The sequence below is a fragment of the Deinococcus aestuarii genome, from assembly GCF_018863415.1.
In the GTDB taxonomy this organism is placed as follows: domain Bacteria; phylum Deinococcota; class Deinococci; order Deinococcales; family Deinococcaceae; genus Deinococcus; species Deinococcus aestuarii.
Map to the genome: position 1 here is coordinate 1 of NZ_JAHKSN010000026.1, position 15,504 is coordinate 15,504.

Genomic DNA, 15,504 nt, shown 5'->3' on the forward strand with positions numbered 1-15,504 from the left:
CAGCACCGCCGCCCAGCACCGCCGCCCAGCACCGCCGCCCAGCACCGCCGCCCAGCACCGCCGCCCAGCACCGCCGCCCAGCACCGCCGCCCAGCACCGCCGCCCAGCACCGCCGCCCAGCACCGCCGCCCAGCGCAGCGTGACCTCCCCCTTGGGACACACAGGGGAGCCCGGCACTGGGGAGCAGCGCGCCCTTCACCCACGGCCAGCCTGCTTCTGCGCGGCCCGCTGCTCCCGGGAGAGAGCTGACCGGTGTTGGCCCTGCTGGTGTCCTATTTGCCGAGAGGGTGCCGCCCCACGTCCTGCCGTGACAGACAATTGACAGACAACACGCCGCCGAATACCGGGGCGAGCCGGGGCGCCCTCATCAGGAACTCCCATAAACACGACGATGTGAGGAGCGATGAGGGGCAGAACAACCCTCACTGATCGCTTCACACGCGAAGGGTCGTAGGTTCAAATCCTATACCGCCCACCAAGAAAGCCCCGGCTCTGCCGGGGTTTTTTCGTTGTGGCTCTGAAGTGCTCCCGGTACGGTTCACGGGAGGGCCTGATCTCCAGGGGTGGAGCGGGGCCGTCCCGGTCATCCCCTGTTCCCTGGGAGGTGTCGGGTGTTCCCCGGGTGGGACGGGGGCTTGGGTGTGTGGCCCACAATCACGGCTTTTCCCGTATGCTTGCGCACATGAGCGCCGTGATTCACCTGCAAGCCCTGGGACTGACCGAGTACGAGGCCCGCGCTTACACGGCCCTGCTGGCCCTCGGGCGCGCCGTGCCCGCCCGGGTGGCGCGGCAGGCGGGCATTCCACGCCCCAAGATCTACGAGACGCTCGAACGGCTGGAGGGCCGGGGGCTGGCGGCGCGGGTGGGGCAAAACCCGTTGGAGTACGCGCCCCTGAGTGCCCGCGAGTACCTCGCCCGGGCCCGCCGCGCGTTCGACGACCGCCTGGGTGCCCTCGACCGCGACCTCTCGCGTCTGGCCCCCGACCCGGCGCCCGAGGCCGTGTACCACCTCTACGGCGAGGCGGCCATCCGCAGCCTGTGCGAGGACCTGACGCTCAATGCCCGGCGCAGCGTCTTCCTCGCGGGGGAGCCTGCGCTCGCCGACCGCCTGGAGCGACTCACCCCGCGCGGGGTGGAGGTGCACCGCGCCGCCCTGGCTGGGCTGCCCACCGTCGCTGCCGACGGCCAGCGCGCCTTCCTGCTCGCCCGCGACGGCGAGGCGGCCCTGATCGCCCACTTCATCGAGGAGGGTGGGGTGGGCGAGGCGCACGGCGTGCACACCCACAACCCGGTGGTCGTTCACCTGATCGAGGGGTACGTGCGGCTGGCGGCAGAGCGCGCTCCCGCCGAGGCGCCGGTGGGCCGTTGACAAGAATGGGAAGCGCTGTTAACCTACCTGAGCCTTTGGGGCTGTGGCGCAGTTGGGAGCGCGTCTGAATGGCATTCAGAAGGTCAGGGGTTCGAATCCCCTCAGCTCCACCAGGGATGCCCCGCAGTTGACGCGGGGCAAACTTCTAGGCGATGTAGCTCAGCTGGTTAGAGCGAACGACTCATAATCGTTAGGTCCCCGGTTCAAGTCCGGGCATCGCCACCAAGGAGAATCCTGCTTTGCGCGGGGTTCTTTCTTTTTGTTTCCGGGGGAGGAACGCCGTTCGGGCCCTGGCCGGATCTATGCTCGCCCCATGCCGACCCTGATGTCCGGTCTGGATCACGTGCAGGTCGAAGCTCCCGCCGGGTGTGAGGTGCAGGCGCGGGCTTTCTTTGGCGCGTTCCTGGAGTTGCCCGAACTCGCCAAGCCCGAGGCGCTGAGACCGCGAGGAGGCGTCTGGTTCGGGTTGCCGGACGGGCGGCAACTCCATGTGGGCGTGACCCCCGACTTCGTGCCGCGCGAGAAGGGGCACCCGGCGCTGCGGTGCGCGGACCTCGCCGCCTTTCGGGCCCACTGCGAGACGCACGGCGTCCCTTACCGGGCGGACGAGGAGGCGGGCGTGCCCCGCGTTTTCCTGCGCGACCCCTTCGGCAACCGGCTGGAGGTCGTGCACGGGGGGCACGAAAGCGTCCCCGCCGACGCTGCCTCCTGAAGGGCCCGCCTAGAATGGGCCGCATGACGGAGACCCCCCCCCGCCGCGCCGAGGTCGAACGTGACACGCTCGTGCGCTGGCTGAACGAGTACCTCAACATCGGCGGCTACCCCGACCCCAGCCTCAACGGCCTCCAGATCGAGGGCACGCCGGTCATCCGCCGGGTCGCGGCGAGCGTGGACACCAGCGTCAAGACCCTCCAGGACGCGGCCGACAGCGGGGCCGACCTGCTGATCGTCCACCACGGGCTGTTCTGGGGCAGGCCCCTGCCGGTTGTCGGGCCGCACCGCGAGCGAATCCGCACAGCGATCATGGCCGACCTGAACCTCTACGCCGCCCACATCCCTCTCGACGCGCACCCGGAGGTGGGCAACAACGCGATGATGGCAACCGCCCTCAGCCTGCAAGACCGCCGCCCCTTCGGCGACTGGCGGGGGCACCGGATCGGGCTGGCGGGCGAGCTGCCCTTCTCCCAGAGTCTCCAGGACTTCGCCGACCGGGTGCAGAAGCTGACGGGCGAAATCTGCCTCGTCCACGGGGGCGGCGCGCCGAACGTGAGCCGCCTGGGCATCGTCAGCGGCGGTGGGGCGGGCACGGTCGCCGAGGCGGCGGCGGCGGGCCTCGACACCCTGCTCACGGGCGAGCCCGAGCACAAGCACTTCCACGACGCCTTCGAGTACGGCGTGAACGTCGTCTTCGCCGGGCATTACGAGACCGAGGTCTTCGGGGTGCGCGCCCTCGCCGCCCGGATAGAGGACGAGTTCGGGTTGCCGTGGCACTTCCTGCACCATCCGACGGGGTTGTGAGGGGGGCGGGTCGCCCGTGGCCCGTGGCCTGGAGAAGAAGAGGGCAGCGGGCTTGCTCCACACGCCACACGCCACACGCCACACACGGCGGCGAGGCTGCATGACCTCCCTTTTCGTCACCTTCGAGGGACCCGAGGGTGCGGGCAAGAGCACCCAGGTCGGGCGGCTCGCCTCGCGGCTGAAGGGGGTGGGGGCGGCGCACCTCGTCACGCGGGAGCCGGGGGGCACGGCGCTGGGGTCACGGGTGCGGGAGGTGCTGCTCGACCCGGCGCTCGACATCGATCCGCTGCCCGAATTCCTGCTGTACTCGGCGAGCCGCGCCCAGCTCGTGCGGGAGGTAATCCGGCCTGCCCTCTCACGTGGGGAGGTCGTGCTCTGCGACCGCTACGCGGACTCCAGTCGGGCGTATCAGGGGTCGGGGCGGGGGCTGGAGACTTCGCTCCTGGAGACGGTGACGCGGGAGGCGACGGGGGACCTCGTCCCCGACCTCACGGTGCTGCTCGACCTCGACCCCGCCGTGGGGCTCGCGCGGGCGGCCTCGCGCGGGCAGCCCGACCGCCTCGAACGCGCCGACCTGACCTTCCACACCCACGTCCGGGAAGGGTTTCTGGCCCTCGCCGCCCGGGAGCCGGGGCGCTTTCTGGTGCTGGACGCGACCCGCGCCCCCGACGTGCTGGAGGAAGACATCTGGGCGGCGGTGGGGGAGAGGCTGACCGTTCAGACCGGCTAGCGCGGCTCAGGGACCGTCCTCATCCGGACCGTGACGGCGCTGGAGGCCGACCTCGTTCCAGAGCCGTTCGACGGTCGCCTCCAGAGAGCTGTCGGCGGGAATGACCCGCTCGGCGACGAAGGGGAGCAGATCGCACTCCTGATACCAGCCGTGCATGGTCTCCACGCCGAACTCGCGGGCCTGAGGCCGGGTGGCATGACGGCGGACGGTCTCCTCGAAGGGGAGGTCGAAGAAGTAAAAGTGGCTTGCCGTCCCACACCCTTGCCGGAGACGCCGAAGCATCGGGCCGTAGTGCCGGGTGGACAGGATGCCTTCCAGGACGACGTGGTACCCCTGCTCCATGGCGTAGCGCACGTTCAGGTCGATGTTCTTGCCGTGCGGAACGTCGTGCTCACGCAGCAGGACACGCCGCAGGTAGTCCTGCTCCACCCAGGCCATGCCGTAGCCGTACCTTTGCCGCAGGGCGCGGGCGACCGAACTCTTCCCGCTTCCCGAATTGCCGCGCAGGACGATGAGCTGGGCCGGGGCCGTTACCGTGGCCGTCCTGGACAGTTCGCGCTCAGGGTCGTCTGGCCGCCTGCGCCGTCACGCCGGGGAGCCGCACCTCGAACACTGTGGGCCAGCGCTTGCCCGTGAGGAGCAGGGTGCCGCGCTCGGGGACAAAGGCGATGCCGTTGGGCACGTCGTCGAAGGTGAGGGGCTGCCCGGCCCGGCTCGCGGCGGCGCTGGCCTCCTGCGTCAGGGCGCCCACGTCGATCCAGGCGGTGACGTTGCCCGTCTTCGGGTCGATGCGGGCGATGCGGTTGGTGAGCCAGACGTTCGCGTAGACGCTGCCCTGCACGTACTCCAGCTCGTTGAGGTTCCGGACGGGCTGCCCGCCGTCGGTCACGCGCAGGGTGCGGGTGACGGCAAAGGTCTTCGGGTCGCGCCAGAAGAGGACGTTCGAGCCGTCACTCATGATGAGGGCCTTCCCGTCGTGAGTCAGACCCCAGCCCTCGCCCTGGTAGCGGTAGCGGCCCACCTCGCGCAGGGTCGCCGCGTCGAGGGCGAAGGCCACACCCGTGCGCCACGTGATGTGGTAGGCCACGCCGTCCAGCACCGTCACGCCCTCCCCGAAGGCGGTGGAGATGGGGGTGGGCACCCCGGCGAGCACCCGGCCCGTCCTCAGCTCGACCCGCCGCACCCCCGACTCGCCGACCTGCCCGGTGCTCTCGACGAGCGTGCCCTGGCCCACGTACTGCAAGCCCTGGGTGAACGCCGCGCGGTCGTGCCGGTAGCGGGCCGTGACACTCGGGGTGAGAAGCGCGGGCGCGGGCTGGGCCGCCGTGGTCGGGGCCGGAGTCGCCCCCACCCGGGGCAGCACGGGGCCTAGGGTGAGGGCGGCGGCAGCCAGGCAGACGGGAAGGGGAAGTCGGGCGCGCATCCTCCCCATGCTATGCGCCCTCTCTGAGGCCACGTCTTGGGGTCACGTTCACCCGCGTGGACGGCCGGGTGACCGGGACGGCGGCAAGGCGAAAGCGCCTGGAGGAAACTCCAGACGCCGGGCGGGCTGTCGTCTCCGTGCGGGAATTCAGGATTCCACGGCGGGCTTCACGAAGGCGGCGGAGTCGTAGTACGTGCGGAAGGCCTGCACCTTCTGGCCGTCGTGCTCGATCACGCTGATGCCCCGGTAGGCGATGTCCGCCCCGTCCGTGAGTTTGCCGGTCGCCTCCCACTCCATCATGCCGGTGTGGCCGTCGTCGGCGTGGTGGAAGAACTCGCTGCGGATGGTCTCGAAGTTCGCCAGGTAGCGCGTCCAGAAGTCCTGCGCCCCGTCCACGCCGCTCCACTCCTGAGTCGTCATGTTGCGCAGCGTCGTCTCGTCCGCGAAGAGTTCCACCAGGGGCGCGGGGTCGCCGCTCGCCTCGATGGTCTGAAGTCTTTCCATGAACGTCTCAGTCAGGTTCGCCATGCCCTTCACCTGACCACGTTCCCGTCCCAAATGCGAGGGGGAAATCCTGCCCGTTTTTCCTCATGAAGCCTCGGTCAAGGCTCGGGTGGCGGTGGCACGCACCGTCTCGTGCGGGTCGTCAAGGAGGAATTGGACATGGGCTGTCTCGCCCCAGCGGCCCAGCGCCCAGGCGGCGGCCTCGCGCACCTCCCAGGCGGGGTCCTCTTTCCCGGCGAGGAGAAGCGGCCAGCCCCCGGGAGCCCGGGTATTGCCCAGCACCGTCAGGGCGTTGCGGGCCATCCCCTTGCGGCGGGGGCGCAGGAAGGCCGTGCCCGCGAACCGCCGCTCGAACTCACGCTCGCCGATGCCGAAAAAGGCGCCCAGGTCTGGGTGGGCCAGTTCGGCCTGTGGCTGGAGCAACCGGGCGAGGGGCCCCGCCTTCTGCGACCACGGGCAGACCTCCGAGCACACGTCGCAGCCGAAGAGCCAGTCGCCGACTCCAGCGCGGAATTCGTCCGGGATCGGCCCCCGGTGTTCGATGGTCAGGTACGAGACGCAGCGCCGCGCGTCGATGGCCCGGTCGTCCCCGATGGCGTTCGTCGGGCAGGCGGCCACGCAGCGGAAGCAACGCCCGCAGCGGTCGGGGTGGGCCACGTGCGTTTCCCCGAAGGGCAGGTCGGTGAGCAGCACCGCCAGCGTCACGAAAGCGCCCAGCCGCGTGCTGACGTTCATCCCCGATTTGCCGCGCCAGCCCAGGAAAGCGCCCGCCGCAAAGAGGCGCTCCATCACCGGGCCGTGGTCCACGTATCCGCGTGCCTTCACCCCCAGCCCGGCCGCCTCCTCCTCCAGCCGGGTCAGCACGGGCTGGAGCTGGTCGTGATAATCGGGCGTCCAGGCGTAACGCGCGACCCGCCCCACCCGCACTCCCCCAGCCGGGACGGGCGGTTCCTCAAAGGCGTGTGAGACGCCGAGCACGAGGACGCTGCCCGCCCCCTCCAGCCGGGAGGACGGGTCCGAGCGGGCCGGGAGCTGCCGTTCCAGGTAAGCCATCCCCGCGTGCCGCCCCGCCCCCAGCCACCCGGCGTACTCCTCCACCGAGGCCGCCGGAACCTGCGCTGGAGCCCACCCTACCGCGTCCGCCCCGAGGAACACGGCGAGGTCGGAGAGGAGTTCGGCAGCGTTCACGGGGGGAGTATGGCGCGGCAACGGGAGGGGAAAAGAGAGCGTTGGCGGGCGGGATACCCGGGGCAAAAAATCCCTCCCCCTTGACTTGCAAAGCTGCGAAGCAGAGGGGGGAGGTGAGGTGGGGGTAAGCGGGCCGGGCGGCCCAAGACCAATGGGATGTCCAGGCCGTCTTCCTCGGGCCGCGCTGGTGGCCGTTTGCGTTTCCCCCTCCCAACCTCCCCCACGAGGGGGACTCGCAGAGCTGCGTAGCAGAGGAGCTGAAAGGAGGCGGCCCCCTACTTCCCGAACGTTCCCGCCCGCACGACCACGAGGTTCGCCGGGTTCACGTATTTCCGCAGGGCATCCCGCGCCATCTCGGGAGTGACGGCCTTGAGCTTCGTCTCGAAGTCGGCGCTGAAGGCGTAGGTGCGGCCCAGGTAGAGCTGGCGGGCGAGGCCGGAGGCGAGGTTGCCGTCGTCGCTGCGGGCCACGCGCGTCTCCTGAAGGATGGCGGACTTGGCGGCCTCGATCTCCTGCGCGGTGAAGCCGTCTTTCAGGGCGCGGTCGAGTTCCTCGCGCATGGCGGTGGCGACCTGCCCCGTCACGTTCGGGTTGAAGATCGCGTAGGTCGTGAAGTTCCCCTTCTCGTCCTCGCTGGAGACGCTGACGCCGCCGCCCGCCCCGTAGCTCAGGCCCTCCTTCTGCCGCAGCCGGTTGAAGAGCCGCGAGTCGGTGCCCGAGCCGAAGACCCGCATGGCGACGGTGAGGGCCGCGTAATCGGGGTTGTCGTCACGCAGCGGGAAGGCCAGCCGCGCGAGGTAGATCGCGTTCGCCTTGTCGAGCACGTTCAGCACGAGATCCTGCGCCTTCGGGTTCGTCAGCGGCAGGATCACCCGCTGATAGGGCACGCCGCTCGTGAAGCCGCCCAGCATCTCGGGAATCGCCGCCCGCACCGTCGCCGGGTCGAAGTCGCCCACGACGGAGACCTGCGCCCTGGCCGCCCCCCAGACCCGGCGGTAGTAATCCTGCACCTGCGCCAGCGTCACGGCCCGGGTGTCCGCGATCTCCTCGTCGAGGGTGGGGACGTAGGTCAGGTCACCCCGCTTGGCACCCGCGGGCATGAAGGCCCGCCCGAGCGCCTGGCTGGCGACGGTCTCGGGGTCGCTGCGCCCGGACTCCAGGCTGTCGAGGCTCGCCTTCTTGATCTCCTCGAACTCGCCCTGCGGGAAGGTGGGCTCGCGCAGCACCTTGCGCGCGAGGGCGAGCGCTTCCGGCAGGTTCTTGCGGTCGGTGCTCACCCGCACGGTAGCGCCCGTCGCGCTGCCCGTCACGCTCAGACGGGTGCGGATGGCCTCCAGGCGGTCGGCGAGCTGTTGCCGGGTCAGGCCCGTGCTGCCGCGCGTGAGCAGGGGCGCGATGAAGTCCGCCGCGTCCTTGCCCGTGCGGGCGGTGTCGGGGTTGCCGAAGTTCAGGCTGAGGACGAACTCCACCCGCTCGCCGCGCGTCTTCTTGGGCAGCAGGGCCACGTCCGCCCCCGCCACCTTCTCGCGGGTGACCCGGGCCTCCAGCGCGGCGGGCTCGGGGGAAATCGTCTCACCCGCCGCGAGGCCCTGCCGTCCCTGGTAGCCCTTCAGGACCTCGGCGGCGCTCGGCGCGGGGGTGATCGTCACCCGGTCGGGCTGCGCGGTCGGCAAGAAGGTGCCCAGGGTGCGGTTCGTGGGCTTGAGGTATGCCGCCGCCACCCGCTGCACGTCGGCGGGCGTCACCTTCTCTATGTCGTCGCGCAGCTTGAAGAGCAGCCGCCAGTCGCCCGCCGCGATGTACTCGGAGAGGGTCACGCCGACCTCCTCCGGCTTGGTGAGGAGCTGCTCGTAGCCGCTCACCACCCGGGTGCGGACGCGCGCCACATCTTCCTCCGTGAAGGGCGTCTTGCTGGCCCCCTCCAGCGTGGCGAGCAGGGTCGCCTGGGCGGGGGCCAATTTGTCGTCCTTGCCCAGGATGGCGCCGTACATCATCAGGCCCGGGTCGGTCGCGCTGTTCGTGAGGCTGCCGATGGCGGTCGCCTGCTTGGTCTGCACCAGGGCGCGGTAGAGCCGCCCGGCGGGCTCGTCGGCGAGAATCTGGTCGAGCACCATCAGCGCGGGCATGTCGGGGTGGCGGATGCTGGGCATGTGGTACGCCGCCAGCAGGATTTGCTCGTCGCCCACCCGGCGCACAGTGACGCTGCGCTCGCCGTCCTGCGGGGGCTCGGCCGTGTACAGCGGCGGCAGGGTGCGCCACGGGCGGCGGACGCTGCCGAAGCTCCCGGCGATCAGCCGCAGTGCCGCATCCGGCTCGAAGTTCCCGGCCAGCGTCACCACCGCGTTGTCGGGCTGGTAGTACCGCTGGTAGAAGGCCTGGAGGCGGTTGATCGGCACGTTCTCCACGTCCGAGCGGTTGCCGATGGTGCTATTGCCGTAGTTGTGCCAGTCGAAAGCGACCGATTGCGTCTGCTTGAGGAGGAGCCGCAGCGGGCTGTTCTCGCCGGACTCGAACTCGTTGCGCACGACCGTCATCTCGGTCTTGAGGTCCTCGGCGCTCACCCGCGAGTTCACCATGCGGTCGGCCTCCATGCGGATGGCCCAGGCGAGGTTGTCGCCGGTGTTCGTCATGGTCTCGAAGTAGTTCGTGCGGTCCTGGCTCGTCGTGCCGTTGAAGTCGGCCCCGCGCTTGCCGAGCTGTTCGAGGATGTTGCCGCTCCTCTGCGTGCCCTTGAAGACCATGTGCTCCAGCAGGTGCGCCATACCCGTCTCGCCGTAGCCCTCGTGGCGGCTGCCCACGAGGTACGTCACGTTCAGCGTGAAGGTCGTCTTCGACGTGTCGGGGAAGAGGAGCACCCGCAGCCCGTTGTTCAGGCGATACTCGCGCACACCCTCGACCTCGGTCACGAAGGTCACGCCCGCGGGTAGGGTCGGGCGGGCGGCGGGCGTACTCGGTGCGGCGGGGGTGGCGGTCGGGGGAGCCGTCTGCGCGAGGGCAACTGGGCCCGTCAGCAGCGCGAGGGTGAGGAGCAGGCTACGGCGAGGAGACAGGGTTCGCATGGGTCCTCCGGGGCAGGGGTGGGGCGGGACTGTGCCCACGAGCCTACCGCCTCGGCGGATGAGCTGCGCGGGTGAAGGCACGTTCCACGGGTCGAGCGTGGGGTGGGCTCCAGTCCCGCCCGCCACAGGAAGTCACTCCCGCCACAGGAGAGGAGGCCCGGAGCGCGCTGCCCGAGCCTCCCCAGCGCCGACCCCGTCCCGCTACCGCGTGAGCTCGCCCGCCGCCGCCTCGTCCACGAACCACACCGGGTCGCGCACGCCCGCCACCGGGTAGTCGACCTCGCCCGCCGTCACCTGACGCAGCACGCCCGCCTTGCCCGCCCCGGTCACGAGGAGCCAGCGCTCCCGCGCCGCGTTGATCTCGTCATAGGTGAAGGTCAGCCGCCCGGTGTCGAGCCTCGGCACCCAGTTCGCCGCGACCCGCCCGCCCGCCGTCAGCGCCGCCGTGCCGGGGAAGAGGCTCGCGGTGTGCCCGTCGTCCCCCATGCCCAGCAGCACCACGTCGAGCCGTTCGGGGAGCAACGCCGCGTACGCGCTCGCGGCCTCCTCCAGCGGGCGGCGCTCGCCCTCCATGCGGTGAATCTGGGGTTTCGGGATGGGCACATGACGGAGCAGCTCGTCGTGCGCGAGGCGGAAGTTGCTCTCCGAATTGTCCGGCCCCACGCTCCGCTCGTCACTGAAGTAAACGTGGACGAACTCCCAGGGCACATCCGTCATCTCTCTCAGAGAGCGATACATCAGCTTTGGCGTGCTGCCCCCTGAGAGGGCAACGTGGAAGGCGCCGCGTGCCTGCGCGGCCTCCCGCGCGGCCCCGGCGAAGGCTTCGGCGGCGGCCTGCGCGGTGGCCTCGGGCGAGGGAAAGACGCGGAGGTTCATCGCCTCCTCCCCGCGCCCCTCATGCCCTCCCCTCCAGGCTCCCCTTCGCCAGGGTCCACGCGCGCTCGAACACCTCGCGGCGCTCGGGGCGGGCCATCACGCGGGCCAGCCCCTCGGCGAGGGTCATGCGCGGTACGTTGATCTCGGTCGCGCGGGTCATGCCCGGCCACTCGCAGCGGGTGCGGGCGATGTCGCCCTCCGAGGCCGCCAGCGAGAAATGCACCCCCTCGCCGATGAGTTCCACGCTGCACAGGTCGCCGTTCTCGCGTCCGCAACGGGCGGGGCGGAAGTCGGCGCCGCTCAGGTCGCGCCAGCCCAGCGTGCTCGCCACCCACCCCGCGAAGAGGCGGGCGGGCAACTCGTTCCTCCCCGCGTAGCGCACGACCAGGCGGTCCACCTTCGGCAGTTGCCGCGCGGCGTCGGGCGAGTCGAAAAGCTGCGCCAGCGCCTCCCGCCACCCCGCCGAACGGCTCCACCCCAGGTCGGCCAGCGCGTAGTGCCGCGCCGGGGGAATGTCGAGCGTCAGGCTGTCGGCGATGACCTGATCGGCGATGTCGGTCAGCTCGCGCAACAGCACCCCCTCCGGCTTGGTGTCCGCCCCCCACCACACGTGGTTGACGGTCGCCGGGCGCAAGAGGGGCAGGATCGCCCCCTGAAGCTGCTCGGGGCTCGCCTCCAGCGTCAGCCGCTCGATGTACAGCCCGCCCCGCTGCGGCACCAGGCTCGCCTGCACGACGACCTCCTTCTGCCCGTCCATCACCCCGATGATCTGCCGCCCCGCGTAGCGCCCCTCCAGCCCGGCCAGCGCCTCCTCCACCCGCTCCCGGTGACGCCTTACCGTCAGCGCCACGATGTTGCCGGTGTACGCCCGCGTCTCCACGTCCGTCTGCGCCCACAGCTCGTCCAGGGTGGCCTGCGCCCGCTGGACCTTGGTCTCGACGGGACCGAGGGGACGAAGGTCGGTGGCGGTGGTCATGTCGCACCTCCAGGTTGGGGCCCTGCACTTCTGGTGAGGCCATCAGCCGTCAGCAGACAGCTTTCAGCCAGACTGTTTTTGCTGACGGCTGACGGCTGACCGCTGAAAGCTCCCCTCACAACCTCCTCCAGCGCCGGTCCGGCCCGATCTGCTCGTCCGCCGCGTCGGGGCCCCAGGTTCCGGCCGGGTAGTTGGGGAATTCGGGGGCCGCCGTGCCGTCCCAGGCCTCCAGAATGCCCGAGACGATCTGCCAGGCGTGGTCCACCTCGTCCTCGCGCGGGAAGAGGGTCGCGTCGCCGAGCATGGCATCGAGGAGCAGGCGGGAGTACGGGCTTTCGAGCTGCGCCCCGAAGGCGTCGTAGCGGAAGTCCATCACGACCTCGCGCAGCACCATCTCCTGCCCCGGCGACTTGGAGGAGAACTTGAGGCTCACGCCCTCGTCGGGCTGGATGCGGAAGGCGAGCACGTTGCGCTCCAGGCCGCCGGGGAAGATGCCCAGCGGTGGGCGCTTGAAGACGACGGCGATCTCGGTGACCTTTTTCGGCAGCCGCTTGCCCGTCCGCAGGTAGAAGGGGACTCCCTGCCAGCGCCAGTTGTCGATCTCCAGCTTGGCCGCGACGTAGGTGGGCGTGGTGCTGCCCGGCTTCACGTTGGGTTCCTCGCGGTAGCCGGGAACCTCCTCGCCGTAGAGGGTGCCGGGGCCGTACTGCCCGCGCACGGCGACCTTTCCCACCCGGCCGCGCGGAATGGGCTTGACCGCCCGCAAGACCTTCACCTTCTCGTCGCGGATGGCGTCGGCGTCGAAGGCGGCGGGGGGCTCCATCGCGGTCAGGGCGAAGAGCTGCATCAGGTGGTTTTGCAGCATGTCGCGCACCACCCCGGCCTCCTCGTAGTACCCGGCGCGGCCTTCCAACCCCAGGTCCTCGGCGGCGGTGATCTGCACGTGGTCCACGTACCCGCGGTTCCACAGCGGCTCGAAGATCGAGTTCCCGAAGCGGATCGCCATCAGGTTCTGCACCGTCTCCTTGCCGAGGTAGTGGTCGATGCGGTAGACCTGCGACTCGTCCCAGACGCGGTGGATGGTGTCGTTCAGCTCGCGGGCGCTTTGCAGGTCGCGCCCGAACGGCTTCTCGATCACGATGCGCCGCCACCCCTCCGACTGGTCGGCCAGGCCGAGGCGCCCCAGCCCGTTCGAGATCGGCTCGAAGAGGCTGGGCGGCGTGGAGAGGTAAAAGAGCGCGTTCTTGCGCCCGCCGTGCGCCTCCTCGGCCCGGTCGAGTTCCCGGCCCACGAGGTCGTACACCTCGTCGCCGCCGAAGTCGCCGAACTCGTAGTACAGCAACTCGCGGAACTTCTCCAGCGCGCCGGGCTGCGGGGCGTCCGTCTCCTTGCTGGATTTGAGGGCCTCGACGGCGAAGTCCTTGAAGGCCTCGTCCGTCATCTCCTGGCGGCCCACCCCGACGATGTTGAAGGCACTCCCGAGCAGCCCGTCTTGCCACAGCCCGAACACGGCGGGGAGGAGCTTGCGCCGCGCGAGGTCGCCCGTCACGCCGAAGATCACCAGGGTGGCGGGTTCGGGCGCGCGGCTGCGGCGCATCAGGGCGCGGAAGGGGTTTTGCCCGTCGGCGCCCGCCCCCGCGCCGGGGGTGCGTTTGCGGCTCTTGCGGGCGGGCGGGGCGGCGGAGAGCTGGCTCTGGTCGAGGTCGTCGTTGCGCACGGCCTCCTTTGTCCGGACGGCGCGGCGCACGCTCCCGGTCGTGGGTTCGGCCGCCTCCGGCGCCCCGGTTTTTTTCCGTCCGCGCGTCACGCGTCCCCCGTCACGCGCTGCTGCCCGGTCTCGCCGAGCTGCCGCGCCTCACCCGTGCTGTCGGTGGACGGCTGGGCCGTCTCCACCGGGATGTTCTGCGGCGCGGCGGCGGTGGGGTGCTCGCCGGGCTGCACCTCGGGCACGACCGACTCCTGGCGGGTCTGTTCGAGCAGCTTGACCGCGTGCCCGCCAAAGGCCCGCCGCATGGCGGAAAGCATCTGCCCCGCGTAGCTGACCTCCTGCTGCGAGCGGAAGCGCATCTGGGTCGAGAGGGTGATCACCGGGGTGGGCACCCCCAGCTCGATGGAATCGATGACCGTCCAGCGCCCCTCGCCCGAGTCGGCCACGTAGTCCGAAAGCTGCGAGAAGTCGGCCTGGTTCTTCAGCGCCTCGGCGGTGAGGTCGAGCAGCCACGAGCGGATCACCGAGCCGTGGCGCCAGAGTTCGGCGATCTGCGCCATGTCGAGCCCGAACTCCTGTTTGGCGTGCAGCAGCTCGAAGCCCTCCGCGTAGGCCTGCATCATCCCGTACTCGATCCCGTTGTGGACCATCTTGACGTAGTGGCCCGAGCCCACGGGTCCCATGCGGCCCCAGCCCCTATCCGGCGCTGGGGCGAGGACTTCCAGCACGGGCCGCAGCCGCTCGACGGCCTCCTCCGGGCCGCCCACCATCATCGCGTAGCCCTCCGTCAGGCCCCACACGCCGCCCGAGGTGCCCACGTCCACGAAATGGATGCCCCGGCGCGCCAGCTCCTCGCCCCGGCGCATGGTGTCCTTGAAGTTGGAGTTGCCCCCGTCGACGATGATGTCTCCGGGAGAGAGCCGCCCCGCCAGGTCGTCGATGACCGACTGGGTGATCATTCCCGACGGCACCATCACCCACACGGCCCTTTGGCCCGGCTCGCCGAGGGCCGCGATCAGCTCCTCCACCGTGCGGGCGCCCTGCGCACCTTCGGCCTCGACCAGGGCCACGTTCTCCTCGTTGCGGTCGTAGCCCACCGCCTGCTGGCCGCCGCGTGTCAGGCGCAGCACCATGTTGCCGCCCATCTTGCCCAGGCCGATCATGCCGATCTTCATAGGAGACCTCCCCGGCGCCGGGAGGGAGCCCGGAAGCGCTTCCAGCCCCCAGCACCTGATGAGGGGCATCATACGCGCGGCCCACACGGCGTTTCCCTTCCTGAATGGGAGGTTTAGATGCGGCCCGGCGCCCGCGTTCAGCCCGGCTCGCTCAGCACTCGCCCCCCGCCTCACGCACCTGTTCACGTGTCAGGCCCTGATACCGCTCGGTGAGGCGCGCGGCGAGGAGAGGGTCTTGCCGGTAGTGCCGGAAGGCGTCCTCTTCAAGCCGGAGCCGGGCGGGGTACTCCCCGATACCGCACTGCACCATGAAGAGCAGGCAGGGCTGCCCCGTCTGCGGATGCCGCCCCAGCGTGAGGCGCAGGTCCTGGAAGCTGAGTTCGTCCCGCAAGTCCCAGAGGTCCACGGTTGCCTCCCCTCCAGCTACCTCTTGCGCCGCGCCGCCTTCGCCGCCTCACGCGCCACTTTCTTCTCCTCCTGCTGCCGCTTCTGCATCTCGCGGCCCATGTCCTCCATCAGTTGCGCGCCCTGGGCGTCTACCTGGCGCTGGAGTTCGAGCAGGGTGGAGGCGACCATGTTGTGCAGGATGCGCTCGATGGGACGCCGGACCCAGTTGTAACGAACCCGGCCATTCAAGGTGAGGGTGACCTCCGTGCCCCCCGGCATCGCCTTGAAGTTCCAGCCCTGGGTGAGCTTTTCCAGCGGCCCGACGTTGCGGACGCTCTCCCAGCCGCCGCGCAGGGGCGCTTGGAGCTGCCCGTACTTCGCCGTGAACGAGAGGCCCAGCAGCCGCCGCGAGAACTTGAAGCGCACGAGGACGTTGTTCGCCAGCCGCCCGTCCCCGCCCTGGTACTCCGCCCGCACGAGGTTGGGGTCCCACCTGACCCGGCGCCTCGGCTCCAGCGCCAGCCGGTACAGCACGTCCGGGCGCGACCGCACCACGATGCTCTGCCTGATGTTGATGGGTTCGGCCATGTC

Annotated in this window: 15 protein-coding genes and 2 tRNA genes; 6 read left to right on the top strand and 11 right to left on the bottom strand. The window is 70.4% G+C overall.

All coding sequences use genetic code 11. The features are described from left to right. Positions 1-682 precede the first annotated feature (682 nt). The 6 genes from IC605_RS21330 to tmk all read left to right on the top strand — a co-directional run bounded on the left by IC605_RS21330 (position 683) and on the right by tmk (position 3,617). On the top strand, positions 683-1,369 hold the full coding sequence (locus IC605_RS21330) for a TrmB family transcriptional regulator (protein WP_216328753.1): 687 nt from the start codon (positions 683-685) through the stop codon (positions 1,367-1,369). A 37-nt stretch (positions 1,370-1,406) separates the two neighbouring features. Further along, a tRNA-Ala gene (locus IC605_RS21335) sits at positions 1,407-1,482 on the top strand. A 35-nt stretch (positions 1,483-1,517) separates the two neighbouring features. Beyond that, positions 1,518-1,594 (top strand) — tRNA-Met (locus IC605_RS21340). A gap of 88 nt (positions 1,595-1,682) precedes the next feature. Beyond that, positions 1,683-2,081 carry a VOC family protein gene (locus tag IC605_RS21345; RefSeq protein WP_216328754.1) on the top strand — a complete coding sequence of 133 codons (399 nt, stop codon included), beginning with the start codon at positions 1,683-1,685 and terminating at the stop codon, positions 2,079-2,081. 14 nt (positions 2,082-2,095) lie between these two features. Then, the gene (locus IC605_RS21350) at positions 2,096-2,887 is read left to right on the top strand and encodes a Nif3-like dinuclear metal center hexameric protein (protein WP_216328756.1); all 792 of its coding nucleotides are present in this window, start codon (positions 2,096-2,098) and stop codon (positions 2,885-2,887) included. Positions 2,888-2,987: 100 nt separating this feature from the next. Continuing rightward, entirely contained in the window at positions 2,988-3,617 is a 630-nt protein-coding gene (gene tmk / locus IC605_RS21355; RefSeq protein WP_216328758.1) for a dTMP kinase, read from the top strand. 6 nt (positions 3,618-3,623) lie between these two features. On the opposite strand, the gene IC605_RS21360 is transcribed toward tmk, so the two are convergent. From IC605_RS21360 to IC605_RS21410, 11 genes are all read right to left on the bottom strand, one after another. Then, positions 3,624-4,169 (bottom strand): kinase, encoded by a 546-nt coding sequence (locus IC605_RS21360; protein ID WP_343216687.1) that lies wholly within the window; start codon positions 4,167-4,169, stop codon positions 3,624-3,626. Positions 4,170-4,176: 7 nt separating this feature from the next. Then, entirely contained in the window at positions 4,177-5,040 is an 864-nt protein-coding gene (locus IC605_RS21365; RefSeq protein WP_425514236.1) for a glutaminyl-peptide cyclotransferase, read from the bottom strand. 147 nt (positions 5,041-5,187) lie between these two features. Next, positions 5,188-5,568 (bottom strand): nuclear transport factor 2 family protein, encoded by a 381-nt coding sequence (locus IC605_RS21370; protein ID WP_216328765.1) that lies wholly within the window; start codon positions 5,566-5,568, stop codon positions 5,188-5,190. A gap of 60 nt (positions 5,569-5,628) precedes the next feature. Next, positions 5,629-6,732 (bottom strand): tRNA epoxyqueuosine(34) reductase QueG, encoded by a 1,104-nt coding sequence (gene queG, locus IC605_RS21375; RefSeq protein ID WP_216328767.1) that lies wholly within the window; start codon positions 6,730-6,732, stop codon positions 5,629-5,631. 275 nt (positions 6,733-7,007) lie between these two features. Beyond that, positions 7,008-9,791: a M16 family metallopeptidase gene (locus IC605_RS21380; RefSeq protein WP_216328769.1), complete on the bottom strand. Its 2,784-nt coding sequence runs from the start codon at positions 9,789-9,791 to the stop codon at positions 7,008-7,010. Positions 9,792-9,992: 201 nt separating this feature from the next. Further along, positions 9,993-10,667 carry a 6-phosphogluconolactonase gene (gene pgl, locus IC605_RS21385; protein WP_216328771.1) on the bottom strand — a complete coding sequence of 225 codons (675 nt, stop codon included), beginning with the start codon at positions 10,665-10,667 and terminating at the stop codon, positions 9,993-9,995. 19 nt (positions 10,668-10,686) lie between these two features. Then, a complete protein-coding gene (locus IC605_RS21390) occupies positions 10,687-11,643 on the bottom strand; it encodes a glucose-6-phosphate dehydrogenase assembly protein OpcA (RefSeq protein ID WP_216328773.1) in 957 nt (318 codons plus the stop codon). A 115-nt stretch (positions 11,644-11,758) separates the two neighbouring features. Then, on the bottom strand, positions 11,759-13,450 hold the full coding sequence (gene zwf, locus IC605_RS21395; protein ID WP_216328775.1) for a glucose-6-phosphate dehydrogenase: 1,692 nt from the start codon (positions 13,448-13,450) through the stop codon (positions 11,759-11,761). Next, positions 13,447-14,526 carry a phosphogluconate dehydrogenase (NAD(+)-dependent, decarboxylating) gene (gnd, locus tag IC605_RS21400; protein ID WP_216328777.1) on the bottom strand — a complete coding sequence of 360 codons (1,080 nt, stop codon included), beginning with the start codon at positions 14,524-14,526 and terminating at the stop codon, positions 13,447-13,449. Before gnd ends, zwf begins: the two co-directional genes overlap by 4 nt. Positions 14,527-14,677: 151 nt before the next feature. Beyond that, entirely contained in the window at positions 14,678-14,932 is a 255-nt protein-coding gene (locus IC605_RS21405; RefSeq protein ID WP_216328779.1) for a hypothetical protein, read from the bottom strand. Between the two features lie 17 nt (positions 14,933-14,949). Continuing rightward, the gene (locus tag IC605_RS21410; RefSeq protein ID WP_216328781.1) at positions 14,950-15,501 is read right to left on the bottom strand and encodes an SRPBCC family protein; all 552 of its coding nucleotides are present in this window, start codon (positions 15,499-15,501) and stop codon (positions 14,950-14,952) included. Positions 15,502-15,504 lie beyond the last annotated feature (3 nt).

Coding starts and splice junctions, on each gene's coding strand:
- IC605_RS21330 (WP_216328753.1), top strand. CDS start 683: ATGAGCGCCGTGATTCACCTGCAAGCCCTGGGACTGACCGAGTACGAG.
- IC605_RS21345 (WP_216328754.1), top strand. CDS start 1,683: ATGCCGACCCTGATGTCCGGTCTGGATCACGTGCAGGTCGAAGCTCCC.
- IC605_RS21350 (WP_216328756.1), top strand. CDS start 2,096: ATGGGCCGCATGACGGAGACCCCCCCCCGCCGCGCCGAGGTCGAACGT.
- tmk (WP_216328758.1), top strand. CDS start 2,988: ATGACCTCCCTTTTCGTCACCTTCGAGGGACCCGAGGGTGCGGGCAAG.
- IC605_RS21365 (WP_425514236.1), bottom strand. CDS start 5,040: ATGCGCGCCCGACTTCCCCTTCCCGTCTGCCTGGCTGCCGCCGCCCTC.
- IC605_RS21370 (WP_216328765.1), bottom strand. CDS start 5,568: ATGGCGAACCTGACTGAGACGTTCATGGAAAGACTTCAGACCATCGAG.
- IC605_RS21380 (WP_216328769.1), bottom strand. CDS start 9,791: ATGCGAACCCTGTCTCCTCGCCGTAGCCTGCTCCTCACCCTCGCGCTG.
- pgl (WP_216328771.1), bottom strand. CDS start 10,667: ATGAACCTCCGCGTCTTTCCCTCGCCCGAGGCCACCGCGCAGGCCGCC.
- IC605_RS21390 (WP_216328773.1), bottom strand. CDS start 11,643: ATGACCACCGCCACCGACCTTCGTCCCCTCGGTCCCGTCGAGACCAAG.
- gnd (WP_216328777.1), bottom strand. CDS start 14,526: ATGAAGATCGGCATGATCGGCCTGGGCAAGATGGGCGGCAACATGGTG.
- IC605_RS21410 (WP_216328781.1), bottom strand. CDS start 15,501: ATGGCCGAACCCATCAACATCAGGCAGAGCATCGTGGTGCGGTCGCGC.